The organism is Saccharospirillum mangrovi, from assembly GCF_003367315.1.
GTDB classification, from domain to species: Bacteria; Pseudomonadota; Gammaproteobacteria; order Pseudomonadales; family Natronospirillaceae; genus Saccharospirillum; species Saccharospirillum mangrovi.
Window position 1 is genome coordinate 1,843,402 of the sequence record NZ_CP031415.1, and the last position, 15,790, is coordinate 1,859,191.

The window sequence follows — 15,790 nt, forward strand, 5'->3', positions numbered from 1 at the left end:
AAAAAAGAATACATCATTTCTCTCGATGGCGGACCTTCCCTACACTGCCATTTCATTCTTATTCCTGTGCAAACTTTCGGAGCACGTCGATGTCGGGCAAAACCGTCCCCAGCGCCATTCTGTTGCTGATCATCGGCAACGCCCTGGCGTTGCTGTCGGACGTCATCATCAAACTGCAGGACGCCAACGCGCCGATTTTCCAATTCATCCTGGTGCGCACGCTGTGCACCCTGACTTTGCTGTTACCGCTGATTCGTCAGGTCGATCGCACAGCCTTGCTGGCAGGTTGGAAGGTTCATCTGTTGCGCGCCCACATCAGCATCTTCGGCATCGTCTGCATGATCGTCGCACTGAAAACCCTGCCGCTGGCAACGGCCAATGCCGTCTTCTACGCCGCGCCTTTGCTGGTGATGTTGTTGGGCGTGGTGTTTGTCGGTGAACGTTTGAGCGTGCCCAGCCTGGTGGCCGTGCTCAGTGGTTTTCTGGGCATTGTCGTGATTCTGCGCCCGGTGGCGTTTGACTGGGCCAGCCTCAGTGCGGTCGGCGTCGCCTTTACGCTGGCCATCGGTGTGCTGCTGGTGCGCAAACTGCCGGCCGGTCAATCGACCGTGCATTCGCTGGTGTTGGTGCATTTGATGATGTTGCCGACCTTGGTCGTATTAACTCTGGTCGAAGCCGCCCCTTGGGATTCCAGCCTGGTGCTGTCGGCCTTTGGTTCGGCGTTTTTCATTCTGTGTTATCAGGTGACGGTGCTGAAAGCCTACCGTTGGGTGGCAGCGAACCGGGTGACCAGTGCGGAATACACCGGCCTGATCTGGGCGATCCTCGGTGGCTGGGCGTTCTTTGGCGAGCAGCCAGACGTCTACTTCATTCTGGGTGCGTTGATGATTGTACTGCCGCTGCTGTGGTTGGGTTGGCACGAACACCGTCCGCGCCGGAAACTGCGCCCACAACACGAGCTTCAGGCGTCGACAATCCAGTAAGGCAAGCCGGTCTGTTCGAGAAAAGCGCGTGCATCGGCGCCGGCGAGCATCGCCAGACTGGCGACCAGACCGCTTTGAATGCAGCTGGGTGCCGCCACCGTTACTGAACGCGGCGCGTTTTCCACCGGCCAGCCGGTAATCGGGTCGAGCAAATGGCTGTATCGGCGGCCGTCACACAATAGAAACCGACGGCTGTCGCCGGATGTTGCCAGTCCACCTTTCGCCAGTTTCAGCATTAATGCCGACTGCCCTTCCTGCTCCGGCGCTTCCACCCCAACCCGCCAGGGTTGCTGATCGGCCCTGGGGCCACTGCACGCTAAATCGCCACCCAGATTGACCAGAATGCCACTGCTGCGCCAACGCGCCGGAATGGCTTGCAGGCACAAACCCAGCGCCCGGTCGGCGGCGTATTCTTTGCCGATGCCGCCGAAATCCAGCTCCATGCCAGCCGGGATTGTCAGCCAGCCGCCGGTAATTTCGCCTTTGGCGCCGGCGTCATCTGAACGCCAATCCAGTTGTTGCCAGCCTATGCGTGGCAACAGGGCGGCTACTGCTTCTGCCGTGGGCAGACGGTCGCTGCCATCGAATTTCCACACCTGGCGCAGCAGGCCGGATGTCAGGTCAAAACGACCGTCCGACAGCCGCCAGGCCTGCTCGGCGAAATTCAGCAGCCGGGCCGTTTCGGCATCGACGCGCTGAGACTGCCCCGGTTGAGCGTGCAAGGCGGCAAACAGATTGTCGGTGCGATAGCGGCTGTAGCGCTGTTCAATGCGCCAGACTTCGTCTGCCGCCACCTTCAACAAACGTCGTGCCAGTTCCCGCTGCGTCTGTGGCAAGGCAAGCAGCACCTCACAGGGGCTGGCCATGGCGTCAAAACGCCCCAGCCAGGCATCCCCTTGCCAGTCCAGACGCAGCGAGCGCTGCATCAGAAACGCCCACCGATGGTCAGCATCACGGCGGTCATCTCGGGCAGATCACCGGCATCGGCTGGAGTGGTGTCAGAACTGTTGTCAGAACCAAAGTCACGAGGCATTTGTCGATAGGCCGCCAAACGGGTGTAGAGCTCGGTTTTCTCGTCGAAGCGGTAACCATAGCGCACGCCCAGCGTCCAGGCGTCGAAATCGCCCAGTCGATAGTCAGCCGTCAGTGCCTGCGGGTCGTCCGCCAACTGCGCGCTGGTGACATACGGCTGGTAGGCATCGATGGCGGACTGGCTGTACCAGCGCACCTGCGGTTCCAGATACTGGTGACCAAAGCGCCAGCGGTAACGCGCATCCACGGTGTGAGACGTCATGCCCCAGTCGTCGAACAGGAAGCGGTAGCTGCCATCGAGGATGTCACCGCCGTCGAACTGGTATTTGCCCTGCCAGAACAACGCCTGCTTGAGTCGGCTGTCCGGGCGCTGCTCGTAACGGTAGCCCTGCAAGGTTCCGCCAGCGGTATCGTAGACACTGACGATCTTGTACGGGTCAGTCAGGTAGCCGTTGTTGTAGCTGAGGCTGTAGTTGAACTGCATCAGCGAGCGGCGGTTGATGATCTGAGTGACGCCGAATATCACGTCTGTGACCTGTTTGTCGGCTTCTTTGCCATCACGGCTGGCATCGAAATCGACGCTGAAGCTGCCACTGCCCGGCTCGGCCATGGCGCTGAGACCCACCGGAACGCCACCTTCGGGCGTCAGTACGTCCAGCGACAGACTCGTCGCCAGCGTGACGGTGGTGTTCTTGTTGTTGAAATAGCGCGACAGGCTGGCGTTGCCACCGCGCGATTCATAGTCGTGCTCGGTCGAATAATGCACGCCACCGGAATAGCTCCAATCGCGACCCAGCGGGGCTGACCATTGGATGTTGCCGGTGTAACGGGTATCGCGGAAGGTGTCGTCCAGCGGCAGATCGCCAGCCTCGACGGTGTAACTGCCACGACCGGACGGTCGGGTGAACGTCTGCGGCTGATCCGACGGCATGGCGCCATTGGGCGAAGCGCCGGTCAGCGTATCCAGCGTCAGCTTGAAGTTCAGGCTGGTTTCGCTGTCGAAGTTGCGCGTCGCACCCAACACCGCCTCGGTGGCTTCAACCCGGTCATTGCTTTCGGTGTATTGCAGCACGGCGGCGTCGAAGTCCCAGTTTTCCAGCTCACCGGCCATGGCCTGGTTGGGCAGGCCCTGCAACACAGCGCAACCGATGGCCGCCAGACTGGCGCCGAGCGCTGCGCCCGGACGCGTCAATGAAGTATCCGATTTCATCCTGGTCTCCTACGACTCAGTTACAACCACAACCGCCGCCGCCAAAGCCGCGACCGCCACTGCTGCCTTCTTTACTGAAATAGACGTGATCGTCGAGCGCCGCTTCGATGGGGTCGCTGATCAATTCCATGTCCTGCTGGGCCAGCAAATCACGCTCCCAGGGCTTGACGCCGAGTGAGCTGCAACCGGCCAGCAGAACGGTGAATGCCAAGGTCAACACAGTGAGTGATTTCATCGTCGTTACTCCGCTAACAGCTGTTCAATGCTGGCTTCGTAGTCCGCCACCTTGTTGCCGTGGAAACCGATGTGCGACGCGCGAATGCGACCCTGACGGTCGATCAAATAGCTCGACGGCATGCCAAACAGGCCGTAGGCCTCGGGCCACTGCGCCTGGGTATCCAGCAAGATGGTGAAATCGGCCGGGACTTTGGTGAGGAAGTCGCGTGCGGCCGCCGGGTCCTGATCCAGGTTGACGCCGACGATTACCAGACCCTGATCGCCAAAACGCTGCTGGACGGTGTTCATCCAGGGAAACGATTCGCGACACGGGCCGCACCAGGACGCCCAGAAATCGAGCAGAACAACCTGACCGCGCAGATCGTTGAGCGACACCGGCTGACCATCGAGGTCCAGCAACGCCTGATCGGCGTGCGGCGCAGCTTTGGCGTCAGCGGCCGAAAACAATTCGTCAGCCTGGGCTGAGCCGGTCAGAGCGACCAGTACCAGACTGATGCCCAGTAGCAGGTGCAAACGAATAGAACGAATGAAGGTAGTCATACGACGGACCCGGTTGTGAGTTCAGGCCGAAGCATGAGGTCGTCAACTTAAGGCAGTCTTAAGCGGCACTTAAGATGGCCTTAAGGTTGATCGACGAGGCTGAGCGTGACGATATACGAGGAGATTCCGTCATGAAGTCTGCCGCCGTTGCCTGGGCTGTGTTGCTGTCTGCTGTGATGTCATTGCTGGCACCGCTGTCCCAGGCTGAGGAATTTTTACCGCCCGATCAGGCTTTCCAGCCCAATGTCGTTGTCGATGCCGAATCAGCCGCCCTGCGCCTGCATTGGGACATTGCCGATGGCTACTACCTGTACAAATCCCGGGTTCAGGTCTCGTTGAACGGTCAGCCATCGGAACTGATCTTCGACAGCGAGTCCGAATTGAAGCAAGACCCCAACTTCGGCCCGATGGACGTTTTCCACCACGAAATGGCCCTGCACACGGCGTTGCCCGCCACCTCGGCTGATACTTATGAAATGACGCTGACCTATCAGGGCTGCGCCGAAGCTGGCCTGTGCTACCCGCCGCAAACCAAGCGGATGAGTTTGGAAAATCCGGGTTTGGCAAATCCGGGGTTGGTGAACACAACCAACGCACCTTCCATCGCAGCACCGGCGACCTCTGGCCTGGACAGCGCCAACAACGCCACCGGCCTTGCCAGTTGGATGGCTGACGCCAGTCTGGTGTGGATTCTGGGTACCTTTTTCGTATTGGGCCTGGGCCTGACCTTTACTCCCTGCGTGTTGCCGATGGTGCCGATTCTGGCGGGCATCATTGCTGGTCAGGGTGAACAGATCAGTGCGCGTAAAGGCGCCAGTCTGTCGCTGGCTTATGTGTTGGGCATGGCGACCACCTACACGCTGGCGGGTGTGCTGGTGGGTTTCTTTGGCGCCCGGCTGAACCTGCAAACAGCGCTGCAAAACCCCATCGCGCTGTCGATTTTTGCTGGCATCTTCGTGGTGTTGTCGTTGGCTATGTTCGGCTTCTATGAATTGCAGATGCCGTCGTTCATTCGTAATCGCCTGGGCCAGATGGACACCGGTAGCGCCCGCAGCGGCATCGCCCGTTACGGCAGTGTGGCGTTGATGGGTCTGGTGTCGGCACTGGTGGTCTCGCCGTGTGTGTCTGCGCCCCTGGCCGGTACGCTGATCTACATCAGCACCACGGGCGATGCGCTGCTCGGCGGCTCGGCGCTGTTTATGCTCAGCCTCGGTATGGGCGCGCCGTTATTGCTGGTCGGCGCTGGCGGCGGACGTCTGCTGCCTAAAGCTGGTATGTGGATGATTGCCGTTAAGCAGTTCTTCGGTGTGGTGCTGCTCGGTATTGCCATCACCCTGGTGTCCCGCTTCCTGCCCGGCGCGGTCAGTCTGGCGCTGTGGGGCTTGCTGATTCTGGTGTACGCCGCACAACTGGGCCTGGGTGGCGAAGCGCAGACCGGCTGGCAGAAAACCCGACGCGGCATCGCCGCTGCCATGGGCATTTATTCCGGTGCATTGTTGATTGGCGCTCTGGCGGGTCAGACTGATCCGTTGCAGCCGCTGGCCGGGCTCGGCGCAGGCCGCTCTGGCGTGGCTGCCGAACAAGGCGTTGCACCGGCGTTGTTTGAGCGCATTGCCGATGTGGCTGAACTGAACCGGCAAATGGCCATCGCCCAACAAAGCGGCGAAGCCGTAGTGCTCGATCTGTATGCCGACTGGTGCACCGCCTGCCAGGACATGGAAAGGGCCGTGTTCGAGCATGAAACCGGCAACTACAGCGGCCAGATCCGCTTCCTGCAACTGGACGTCACCCGCAACAGCGACGCCCACGTTAATTTCCTCGAATCCCACAAGCTGTTTGGCCCGCCCGCCCTGCTCTATTACAACGCTCAGGGCAATGAAGCAGCCGGGCTGCGCACGCTGGGCGAAATCGACTTCGAGCAATGGCGCGGGCAACTGGCTAGTCTATTGTCTGACGACGACCGGACTTTGTGATCTTTACCCATGCGCTTATTGCTGATTGAAGACGACGACGATCTGCGCGACGGCGTCCGTACGGCCCTGAAATCCGAAGGTTACACCCTGGATTGTCTGGCCGACGGCCGCCAGGCGTTGCACGCACTGCGCCACGAACGGTTCGATCTGGTATTGCTGGATTTGGGCTTGCCGGGCCTGGACGGCTTAACGGTACTGAAAACACTGCGCGCCGAAGGCAAACCAACCCCGGTGTTGATCCTGACCGCGCGCGATGCCGTGACCGACCGCATCGCTGGCCTCGACAGCGGCGCCGACGACTATCTGGTCAAGCCGTTCGACATCACCGAACTCAAAGCCCGCATACGGGCGCTGCTGCGTCGCAGTGCCGGCCGTGCCGACAGCGCCCTGCAATACGGCAATCTGCGCATCGACCCGGCCACGCAAAGCGTGCACCTTCACGACCAGGCCATCGCCCTAACCCGGCGCGAATTTGCGCTCTTGCATGAACTGGCGAACCAGCCGGGGCATGTGTTCACGCGCGATCATTTGCAGCAGTTGCTGTACGGCTGGGACGACGAAGTGGAAAGCAACACCTTGGAAGTGCACGTCCATCATCTGCGCAAAAAGCTCTTTCCCGGATTGATCCGCACCTTACGCGGCGTTGGATACGCCCTGGACAAGGACGCCCAGCCATGAGGTTCCAGTCCATCCGCAGCCGGACGCTGGGTATGGCACTGGTACTGCTGCTGAGCGCCAGTTCAGTGATCACCTGGTTCAGCTTTAACGACGCCGCCCACGAAGTGGAAGAACTCTACGACGCCCATCTGGCGCAGCAGGCGCGATTGCTTGGCAATCTGATTGCGGGGCTGAACCGCACCACACTGAGCACCATCGAGAAACTGAGATTGCTCAGCACGCTGGAAGAACTCAGCGCCCAGGCCGACCCGCGTCTGGGCCATCCCTACGAAAGCAAGGTGGTGTTTCAGGTCTGGCTGAATGATCAATTGATTCTGCGCTCGGTCAACGCGCCCTCAGAGCAATTGACCGATTATGAAGGCGGCTTTACCAACGAGCGGGTCGCCAATGCTCGCTGGCGCGTCTTTGTGTTGCCCGGCAGCGAGAGCGATGCCAGTAGCCAGGAACGCATCATCATCGCTGAACGCTGGGACGTTCGTGGCGAGCTGGTGGCGGGGATTGCGTTGCGCAGTCTGCTGCCGGAGTTATTCGGCTTGCCGATTCTGGCTGCCCTGTTGTGGTGGGCTATCGGGCGTGGGCTGCACCCGCTGGCGCAACTGGCCCGGCAGATTCGTCAACGCGAGCCGCATTCGCTGCAACCGTTGCCGTCCGGGCCATTACCAACCGAATTGGATGTCATTCACCACGCCATCAATGATCTGCTCGCCCAACTGAAACAACGCCTGGAGCGCGAGCAGCAGTTTATTGCCGATGCCGCGCACGAGCTGCGTACGCCGCTGTCGGTGCTCAGCCTGCACACTCAGAACGCGATTGGCAGCCCGGACGAGGCCGATCGTCAGGCGGCGTTGCAATCGTTGCAGTCCGGTCTCGATCGGACTACCCGCATCGTGGCGCAGTTGCTGACGCTGGCGCGTCTGGACCCGGACGACACGCCGCCCACGCAGCCAACCGATGTCCTGGCCGTCACTCGACAGGAATTGGCCAATCTGGCGCCGTTGGCCTGGCGCGATGGCGTCGATTTATTGCTGTTGAACGAAGACGATCACGCCTGGCAACTGCTGGCTGAAGCCGGCAGCGTCGAGATTCTGCTGCAAAATCTGATCAGTAATGCTTTGCGGCATGGCGCGGCGGGCAAACAGATTGAGATTGACTGGCAGCCACGCGACGACGGGCTGGAATTGAGCGTTACCGACCATGGCCCTGGTGTCGCCGATGAAAAAAAACCGCTGTTGTTGCAGCGGTTCTATCGGACCGGATCAGAGGGTGGCGCGGGTTTGGGTCTGTCGATTGTGGCGCGCATCGTTGAGCGTCATCAGGCAACGCTGCGGCTGGACGATACGCCGGGTGGCGGATTAGTCGTCCGCATCCTCTGGCCGCAACAGCGGATAATCGTGCACTAAGGGCTCGTATTCGCCGGTTTGCCGCAGCAACGCCAACCCTCGGTTAAATTGCTCAATCACCGCCTGGCCGCGTGCCGTCTTTGGTGCAATCACATAATGATTGCTGCGCTGAATCGGCTTTGGTGCAACGTAGAACAGGCTCGGTTCAAGCTCGTTCACTTGCGCCTGCACCGCCCACTGCAAGTTGTTGCTGAGCAGAAAATCCACCCGACCGGCCAGCAACATGCGAAAACACGAGGTGTACTGGGGCGCGTCCATCACATCGATGATGCCGTCATCCAGCGCCTGCTGAATCGCCGCCGGCAACCCCCAGCCTTGAGCGCGGCACAGCACCGCACCACGCAACGATTCCATTGTTTGATAATTCAGCGGATGCGACGCCCGGCTGATGATGACGGTATCGACAGTTATAAACGGCACCGAGAACAGCATCTGTTCTGCGCGTTCGTCGGTGTGGACATACGGAAAGGTGGCGTCAAAGTCGCCGTTGAGCGTGGCGCGGTAGCCGCGTAACCAGGGCTGGAAGCGCACCTCGGTCGGCTCGTCCACCGCCGCGAATGCGGCTCGCACCAGTCGTGTGCTGAGGCCGCCTTCAGGCAGGGCTTGATCGGCAAACGGCGGGTAGTCGTTACCAGTGACCAGAGTGACCTCGGCCCGGCCAGTGAGGCTGAAGGCTGCCAGCAGTGCGATGCTGAGACAGCCTTTGACGAAGGCTGCGTTACTCACTGCAGAGTAAGAATTCCAATAGCGCTTTCTGGGCGTGCAGCCGGTTACCGGCCTGCTCCCACACCACAGAACGCGGATCGTCGAGCATATCGACGCTGACTTCTTCGCCGCGATGCGCCGGCAGACAGTGCAGGAACAGCGCCGCCTTGTCGGCTTTGTCCATCAACGCCGGCGATACCTGGAAGCCTTTAAAGGCCTCAATGCGTTTCTGAGCTTCCTCTTCCTGGCCCATGCTGGCCCAGACGTCGGTGGTTACCAGATGCGCGCCTTCGACCGCTTCGGCCGGGTCGCGCAGAATCTTCACGCGGTCGCCGGCGGCGTCGAGCAACGACTGCATCGGCTCGTAGCCTTCCGGGCAGGCAATGTTCAACTGGAAATCGTACTGACGGGCGGCGTTGATGTAGGAGTTGCACATGTTGTTGCCATCGCCGATCCAGGTCACCGTCTTGCCCTGAATCGGGCCGCGTACTTCGTGGTAAGCCTGCATATCGGCCAGCAACTGGCAGGGGTGGTAATCGTCGGTCAGAGCGTTGATGACCGGCACCGAAGAGTATTCGGCAAAGGTGGTGACTTTTTCGTGCTCGAAGGTGCGGATCATCACCGCATCGACCATCTGCGACAGCACGCGTGCGCTGTCTTCGATCGGCTCGCCACGGCCCAGCTGGGTATCGCGCGGCGACAGGAAGATGGCACCACCGCCGAGTTGAATCATGCCGGCTTCAAAGGACACCCGCGTCCGCGTCGACGATTTTTCGAACACCATGCCCAGCACGCGGTTTTTCAACGGCTCGTAGCGGGTACCGCGTTTGAACATGCCCTTGAGCTCAATGGCACGTTCCACCAGATGCCGCAATTCGTCCGTATTCAGGTCGTTCAGTGTAAGAAAGTGCCTGACCGCCATGCTGTTTTGCCTCTCGATGATTGTCGTGGCCGTTGTGGCCCGGGAGCGGAAAACGGCCAATCATACTGAAGCATCAAAAGTGCAGCAATGCGCCATCCGGACCGGCCACCATTGAAATGAAAACGGCAAACCCCATCTGCACGATCACATTAATGGCGTACAATAACGGCCATTCCATTCACCTCACATTGGACGCAGCGAGATGAGCGACGACACCCTCAACACCATCAAAGACCAGATCGCCAACAACCCCGTGCTGCTGTACATGAAGGGCAACCCGAACCAGCCCATGTGCGGCTTCTCCGCGCAGACCGTTCAGGCCGTCATGAATTGCGGCAAACGCTTTGCCTACGTCGATATTCTGTCTAACCCGGACATCCGCGAGAAACTGAAGGAATACGCCAATTGGCCGACCTTCCCGCAACTGTGGGTTAACGGCGAACTGATCGGCGGTTGCGACATCGTGACTGAAATGGCAGGCAACGGTGAACTGCAACAGCTGATCGACGAAGCTGTGCCGGAAAGCGAAGCCAGCTGATCGGCCAAGGCCCGAACCCGCGTCGGGCCAATTCCCCTCCCCTGATGACCACCTTCCCCGACCTTACCGACGACGAACTGCTGCGCTACAGCCGGCATATTCTGTTGCCACAAATCGATGTTTTGGGCCAGCAACGCATCCGCAACGCCACCGTGCTGGTGGTAGGCGCTGGCGGTCTGGGCAGCCCGATTCTGCTGTATCTGGCCGCCGCCGGTGTTGGCGAACTGCGCATTGCCGATGGCGACCGTGTGGACGAGACCAACCTGCAACGCCAGATCGTGCATAGCACTGCCAGCGTCGGCACCGCCAAAACCGAAAGCGCAGCGGCCACGTTGCAGCGGCTGAACCCGCATTGCCGCCTGGTTGAAATCGACCAGCCACTGGACGCCACCGGGCTGGAACACTGGGCCGAGGGCTGTGATCTGGTGGTAATCGGTACCGATTCCTTTGCCAGCCGCTACGACGCCAACGCGGTCTGTCTGCGTCTGGGCATTCCACTGGTCTGTGGCGCGGCCATCGGTTTGAACGGCCAGGCCACCAGTTTCGATTTCCGCCGCGACGACAGCCCATGCTTTGCCTGCCTCTATCCGGATGGCGAAGACACCGAATTAAGCTGTTCCACCGCTGGTGTGCTCGGGCCTTTGGTTGGCATGGTCGGCACCGTACAGGCCACCGAAGCGCTGAAACTGCTGGCGGGTTTTGGTGAACCTTTGGTCGGCCAGTTGCTGACGGTTGATGCGACCGATCTCAGCTGGAACCGTTTCCGTTTTGCGCGCCGGCCCGACTGCCCGGTTTGCGCGTCCCGCCCCCGTACTGCTTGACCTAAGCCACGCTCGCTGGCGTACTTAAGCGATTCATATCGCTGCTGGGAGCCGACAATGACCACTCAACAATCGACCACTCAACAATCCGATGGCACCAGCCTCAGCAATCACTTCATCGTCGCCATGCCCGACATGGCCGACCCCTGGTTCAGCGGCACCGTCTCCTACCTGTTCCAACACGACGGCGATGGCTGCATGGGCCTGGTCATCAACCGTCTGACCTCAATGACGCTGGGCGATGTGTTCGAATCGCTGAACATCGATTGCCAGGACGAAACGCTGCGTAACCAGCACGTCTATTCCGGCGGCCCGGTCATGCCTGAGCACGGTTTTATCATCCATCACTCCAAGGAAGGCCCCTGGAGCAGCACGGTCAACAACGGTTATCTGAGCATCACCACCAGCCCTGACATTCTAGAAGCCATCGCCCGCGGTGGCGGCCCAAGCGATTATCTGGTCTGTCTGGGCTGTTCCGGCTGGTCGCCGGGGCAATTAGAAGGCGAATTGAGGGTCAACGCCTGGCTGACGGTGCCGGGCGATCTGGCTCTGATTTTCGATGAAGGCATCGAAACCCGTTATGACGCCGCCCTGAAGCGGCTGGGCATCGACAAGATGTTCCTCAGCGACAGCGGCGGTCGTGCCTGACCGCTGCCCTGCTCTAAAACCTCAGTCTCACAACCCCGCCAAACGCACCAGATCCGCACTGATACGATCGGTCGGTAATTCACTCTTGATCAACACCCGCGTCTTACCTTCAGCGTCGAAGCCATACACGGCGGAGCTGTGCGAGACATTATAGAAACCGTTGGCGTCCGGTTCGCCATAGCCGTAGGTTGCCCGCATCCGCTTGTTCAGCGTTTCCAGTTGTTTTTGTGTGCCGGTCAGGCCGATGAATTGCGGGCCGAAGGCCGAGGTGTAATCGGCCAGTCGTTGCGGGGTGTCGCGCTGCGGATCGACGCTGACGAACAGCACTTGATAGTCGTCCTGCTGGTCGGCCTGTAATCGGTCAATCGCACGCGACAGGCTCGCCAGCGTACCAGGGCAAATATCCGGGCAGTTGGTGAAACCGAAAAACAGCAGCGTTGGCTGGCCGATGTAGTCGGCTTCGGTCACAACGTTGCCGTTCTCGTCGGTCAATTCAAATTCCAGATCGGGCATCACACCGCCCAAATCGGTGCCTTCCCATTGAATCTTTTCGCCACCGCAACCGGTCAGCGACAGCGTGAAGAGCGCGACCACAAGAGGCATCCACAAACGTTGCATCGACTTTGTTCTCCTGGCTTAGATCTGTTTTACCAACAATCAGGCACTGACCGGCTGCCTGGACGAATGCAGCAAACGGCGTAACACGATCAGCATGGTGATGACGGCCATCATGCCCGGGGGAATCCAGGTCAGAATGCCGCCGAGCAATTGATCGTTCATCGGGTCAATCGGCCAGGCACGGCCGCAGACCTCGTACACATCGAACATCGAACCTTGATGAGTGGCAATGTAGGCCCCCAGCCAAAGCTGCGGAACGGTGACAAACCAGATCAACAGAATGCGTTTGCCGAAGCCCAGCGTTTTCGACAGCACCGGGTTGCGCGGGTCGAGAATCAGCCACCAGAACAGCAGGCCTTCGAGCCACATGCTCCAGTTCATCGCCAGGTAATATTCCTGGTCGAGCATGGCGCGGAAATGAATGTCCGGCGTCAGCCAGAAGAAGATCAGCCCGAAAAACAACACCCCCGCCACGAGCGGATACTGAATGATGGCGTAACCCCAGCGAATTGGTGCCGAGGTCAGCAAACGGCCCAGGGCGTTGCGCGTGCGTCCGGCTGGAACACCGGCAGCCAACACGCGCCAGGGGTTCGCCAGACAAACCAGAATCGGTGCCAGATGGTGCAACACCAAATGCTGGCCGCGATGGATGAAAAACATGAATTGGGCGTAATAGTCGAAACGGGTGTGCAGCACGGTGTAGGCCAGGCCGAGACCGATCCAGAACAGGAGCTGGCGGCCCAGTGCTTCGCCCTCGCCCGCTTGCGCCAGGGCGCGACAACCACGGACATAAAACACAGCGGCCGCGCCAAAAAAGAGCACGGCCAGCCAGGAAAATTCGTAGGGCAATAACCAGGTCAGGACATCTGTGATCACAGCAAGGGTTCCAACGGGCTGCTTCGACGGCGAAACGCCACTCTAGCAGGCCCGCTGGCAAAATTTAAAACGCCTTTCGTCGAAGCCTCAGTCCGCCTTGGCTGACTCGCCCAGTTTCAGTGCACGCAAGCGCAGTGCATTGCTGATCACCGACACCGACGACAGGCTCATCGCCGCCGCCGCCAGCATGGGCGACAACAACGCCCCCAACCACGGATACAACACACCCGCCGCCACCGGCACGCCCAGGCTGTTGTAGATAAAGGCGAAGAACAGGTTCTGCTTGATGTTGCGCAAGGTCGCCTGCGCCAGCGTCCGGGCGCGTACCAGGCCGTTCAGTTCACCTTTCACCAGCGTCAAACCCGCGCTTTCCACCGCTACATCGGCACCGGTACCCATGGCAACGCCAACATCGGCAGCGGCCAAAGCTGGCGCATCGTTAATGCCGTCGCCGGCCATGGCGACCTTGCGGCCCTGCTCGCGCAGTGATTCCACTAACTGCTGTTTGCCTTCGGGTGTTAAGCCCGCGCGAACGTCGTCGATGCCCAGTTCACGCGCAACCGCCTGGGCGGTGGTGGCGTTGTCGCCAGTCGCCATCACCAGATGGATGCCTTGCCCGGCCAGCGTGCGAATGGCGGCTTTGGTGTGTGTCTTGATCGGGTCACGCACCGCCACCAAGCCGGCCAATTGCTGATCGACGCCGATGAACATCACCGTCTTGCCGGCTTCGCGTAACGTCTCGGCGCGCTCCTGAACTGCGCCCAGGTCGATCTGACGCTGCTCAAACAAGGCCGCATTGCCCAGCCACAGCGTGTGGCCTTCAACATCACCCACCACGCCCTGGCCGGTGATGGATTCAAACTGCGCCACATCGACCGGCTCGATGCCTTCGTCTTTGGCACCGGCAACAATGGCTTCGGCCAGCGGATGCTCGGAACCGCGTTCCAGGCTGGCGATCCAGCGCAACACATCGCTGCGGTCGTGGCCGGCTTGCAGGTCGAGGTCTGTCAGTTTGGGGCGGCCTTCGGTCAGGGTGCCGGTTTTATCGACAATCAGGGTATCGACGGCAGCAAAGCGCTCCAGCGCTTCGGCGTCTTTAATCAGCACGCCGGCCTGAGCGCCACGGCCGGTGGCGGTCATGATCGACATCGGCGTCGCGAGACCCAGCGCACAGGGGCAAGCGATGATCAGCACCGACACCGCCGCCACAATGGCATAGACGAAACTCGGCGACGGGCCAACCAACGCCCAGACCACAAAGGCCAGCGCGGCGGCGAATACCACCGTTGGCACAAACCAGGCGGAAACCCGATCGGCCAGCCCCTGAATCGGCGCGCGCGAACGCTGTGCCTTCGCGACCATATCGACGATCTGCGACAACACCGTATCGCCGCCCACCCGTTCGGCGGTCATCACCAGGCTGCCTTGCTTGTTAAAGGTACCGCCGGTCAGCGCATCGCCTTCGGTTTTCTCGACCGGCACCGGCTCGCCGGTGATCATCGATTCATCAACCGACGACTGGCCCTGAATAACCACGCCATCGACCGGAATCCGCTCGCCGGGGCGCACCCGCAGCCGGTCGCCAGCGTGTACGGCTTCCAGTGGCACTTCTTCATCCTGGCCGTTATCGCCGACCCGAATGGCGGTTTTCGGTGCCAGATTCATCAACGCCTTAATCGCCGAGCCAGTGCGTTCACGCGCGCGCAGCTCCAGCACCTGGCCGAGGAAAATCAGCGCCACAATCACCGCCGACGCCTCGAAATAGACCGGAACCTGCCCGCCCATTTGCCGGAAACCCGCCGGGAAGGCATTAGGAATCAGTGTCGCCACCACGCTGTAGCCATAGGCTGCGCCGACGCCGAGCATGATCAGCGTCCACATATTCGGGCTGCGGTTCACAATGGAATTCCAGCCGCGCACAAAAAACGGCTGCGCCGCCCACAGCACCACGGGCGTCGCCAGAACGAGTTCAATCCAAACGCTGGTGCGCTCGCCCAGCCAGTCGCGCAATGGCAAACCCAGCATGGAACCCATGGTCAGAATCAGCAGCGGTACGGCCAGCGCCACGCTGACCCAGAAGCGGCGGCTGAAATCGACCAGTTCCGGGTTGGGGCCGGTGTCTTCTGCGCTCGGCGTCATGGGTTCCAGCGCCATGCCGCATTTCGGGCAGGTGCCTGGGCCTTCCTGAACGATTTCCGGGTCCATCGGGCAGGTGTAGAGCGTGCCTTTGGGCATCGCCTCGGGTTCCGGTCGGTCGCCTAAATAATGGTCGGGGTTCGCCTTGAACTTGTCGGCGCAGCCGGTCGAGCAGAAAAAGAATCGCTCGCCCTGGTGGTGTTCAACGCCCGCAGCGCGAGCGCGTTCCACCGTCATGCCGCACACCGGGTCTTCAGCGTTAAGGTAGTTTTCCGGGTCTTTCTGGAAGCGGTCGCGGCAGTTGGGGCCGCAAAAACGGTACGTCGTGCCGTGATAATCGGCTTCGGGTTTTTCCGCGTTGGGATCGACCGTCATGCCGCACACCGGGTCGCGGGTCATAACGGCGGAATGTTCGTGCTTGTGGTGGTGATGGTCGTGATGGTGATGGTCGTGATTCATGGTCGCCTCCTCTG

Annotated in this window: 16 protein-coding genes; 7 read left to right on the plus strand and 9 right to left on the minus strand. The window is 60.5% G+C overall.

All coding sequences use genetic code 11. From position 1 onward, the window contains the following. Positions 1 to 89: 89 nt before the first annotated feature. A complete protein-coding gene (locus DW349_RS08900) occupies positions 90 to 983 on the plus strand; it encodes a DMT family transporter (RefSeq protein ID WP_108127103.1) in 894 nt (297 codons plus the stop codon). Here the strand turns inward: DW349_RS08900 and DW349_RS08905 are convergent. From DW349_RS08905 to DW349_RS08920, 4 genes are read right to left on the minus strand one after another with little or no spacing between them, the layout of a single operon-like run. Further along, positions 962 to 1,909 carry an FAD:protein FMN transferase gene (locus tag DW349_RS08905; protein WP_108127101.1) on the minus strand — a complete coding sequence of 316 codons (948 nt, stop codon included), beginning with the start codon at positions 1,907 to 1,909 and terminating at the stop codon, positions 962 to 964. The genes DW349_RS08900 and DW349_RS08905 overlap by 22 nt on opposite strands. Further along, the gene (locus tag DW349_RS08910) at positions 1,909 to 3,225 is read right to left on the minus strand and encodes a DUF3570 domain-containing protein (RefSeq protein WP_108127099.1); all 1,317 of its coding nucleotides are present in this window, start codon (positions 3,223 to 3,225) and stop codon (positions 1,909 to 1,911) included. Before DW349_RS08910 ends, DW349_RS08905 begins: the two co-directional genes overlap by 1 nt. A 16-nt stretch (positions 3,226 to 3,241) precedes the next feature. Further along, positions 3,242 to 3,460 carry a DUF4266 domain-containing protein gene (locus DW349_RS08915; RefSeq protein ID WP_108127097.1) on the minus strand — a complete coding sequence of 73 codons (219 nt, stop codon included), beginning with the start codon at positions 3,458 to 3,460 and terminating at the stop codon, positions 3,242 to 3,244. Positions 3,461 to 3,465: 5 nt separating this feature from the next. Further along, on the minus strand, positions 3,466 to 4,002 hold the full coding sequence (locus tag DW349_RS08920; protein ID WP_108127095.1) for a TlpA family protein disulfide reductase: 537 nt from the start codon (positions 4,000 to 4,002) through the stop codon (positions 3,466 to 3,468). Between the two features lie 131 nt (positions 4,003 to 4,133). Between DW349_RS08920 and dsbD the strand changes: the two genes are divergently transcribed. The 3 genes from dsbD to DW349_RS08935 are packed head-to-tail and all read left to right on the plus strand — an operon-like array spanning position 4,134 to position 8,053. Next, positions 4,134 to 5,975: a protein-disulfide reductase DsbD gene (gene dsbD / locus DW349_RS08925; RefSeq protein ID WP_157954443.1), complete on the plus strand. Its 1,842-nt coding sequence runs from the start codon at positions 4,134 to 4,136 to the stop codon at positions 5,973 to 5,975. 9 nt (positions 5,976 to 5,984) lie between these two features. Then, positions 5,985 to 6,653 (plus strand): response regulator, encoded by a 669-nt coding sequence (locus DW349_RS08930; RefSeq protein WP_108127091.1) that lies wholly within the window; start codon positions 5,985 to 5,987, stop codon positions 6,651 to 6,653. Continuing rightward, a complete protein-coding gene (locus DW349_RS08935; RefSeq protein WP_108127089.1) occupies positions 6,650 to 8,053 on the plus strand; it encodes an ATP-binding protein in 1,404 nt (467 codons plus the stop codon). The genes DW349_RS08930 and DW349_RS08935 overlap by 4 nt, the downstream gene beginning before the upstream one ends. Here the strand turns inward: DW349_RS08935 and DW349_RS08940 are convergent. Both DW349_RS08940 and argF read right to left on the minus strand, forming a co-directional pair. Beyond that, positions 8,006 to 8,779 carry a substrate-binding periplasmic protein gene (locus tag DW349_RS08940; RefSeq protein ID WP_157954442.1) on the minus strand — a complete coding sequence of 258 codons (774 nt, stop codon included), beginning with the start codon at positions 8,777 to 8,779 and terminating at the stop codon, positions 8,006 to 8,008. The genes DW349_RS08935 and DW349_RS08940 overlap by 48 nt on opposite strands. Next, a complete protein-coding gene (argF, locus tag DW349_RS08945) occupies positions 8,772 to 9,680 on the minus strand; it encodes an ornithine carbamoyltransferase (RefSeq protein ID WP_108127085.1) in 909 nt (302 codons plus the stop codon). The genes DW349_RS08940 and argF overlap by 8 nt, the downstream gene beginning before the upstream one ends. Positions 9,681 to 9,882: 202 nt before the next feature. Between argF and grxD the strand changes: the two genes are divergently transcribed. The 3 genes from grxD to DW349_RS08960 are packed head-to-tail and all read left to right on the plus strand — an operon-like array spanning position 9,883 to position 11,687. Continuing rightward, complete coding sequence (gene grxD / locus DW349_RS08950) at positions 9,883 to 10,218, plus strand: Grx4 family monothiol glutaredoxin (protein WP_108127083.1); 336 nt, start codon at positions 9,883 to 9,885, stop codon at positions 10,216 to 10,218. Positions 10,219 to 10,262: 44 nt separating this feature from the next. Next, positions 10,263 to 11,039 (plus strand): HesA/MoeB/ThiF family protein, encoded by a 777-nt coding sequence (locus DW349_RS08955; RefSeq protein WP_108127081.1) that lies wholly within the window; start codon positions 10,263 to 10,265, stop codon positions 11,037 to 11,039. A gap of 57 nt (positions 11,040 to 11,096) precedes the next feature. After that, positions 11,097 to 11,687 carry a YqgE/AlgH family protein gene (locus tag DW349_RS08960; protein WP_108127079.1) on the plus strand — a complete coding sequence of 197 codons (591 nt, stop codon included), beginning with the start codon at positions 11,097 to 11,099 and terminating at the stop codon, positions 11,685 to 11,687. 27 nt (positions 11,688 to 11,714) lie between these two features. Here DW349_RS08960 and DW349_RS08965 read toward each other — a convergent pair whose 3' ends face one another. The 3 genes from DW349_RS08965 to DW349_RS08975 form a co-directional block, all read right to left on the minus strand. Continuing rightward, positions 11,715 to 12,305, minus strand: coding sequence for an SCO family protein (locus DW349_RS08965; protein ID WP_198650566.1), 591 nt, complete (start codon positions 12,303 to 12,305; stop codon positions 11,715 to 11,717). Between the two features lie 39 nt (positions 12,306 to 12,344). After that, entirely contained in the window at positions 12,345 to 13,181 is an 837-nt protein-coding gene (locus DW349_RS08970; protein ID WP_198650565.1) for a cytochrome c oxidase assembly protein, read from the minus strand. Between the two features lie 87 nt (positions 13,182 to 13,268). Then, complete coding sequence (locus DW349_RS08975) at positions 13,269 to 15,776, minus strand: heavy metal translocating P-type ATPase (protein WP_108127077.1); 2,508 nt, start codon at positions 15,774 to 15,776, stop codon at positions 13,269 to 13,271. Positions 15,777 to 15,790: the final 14 nt, after the last annotated feature.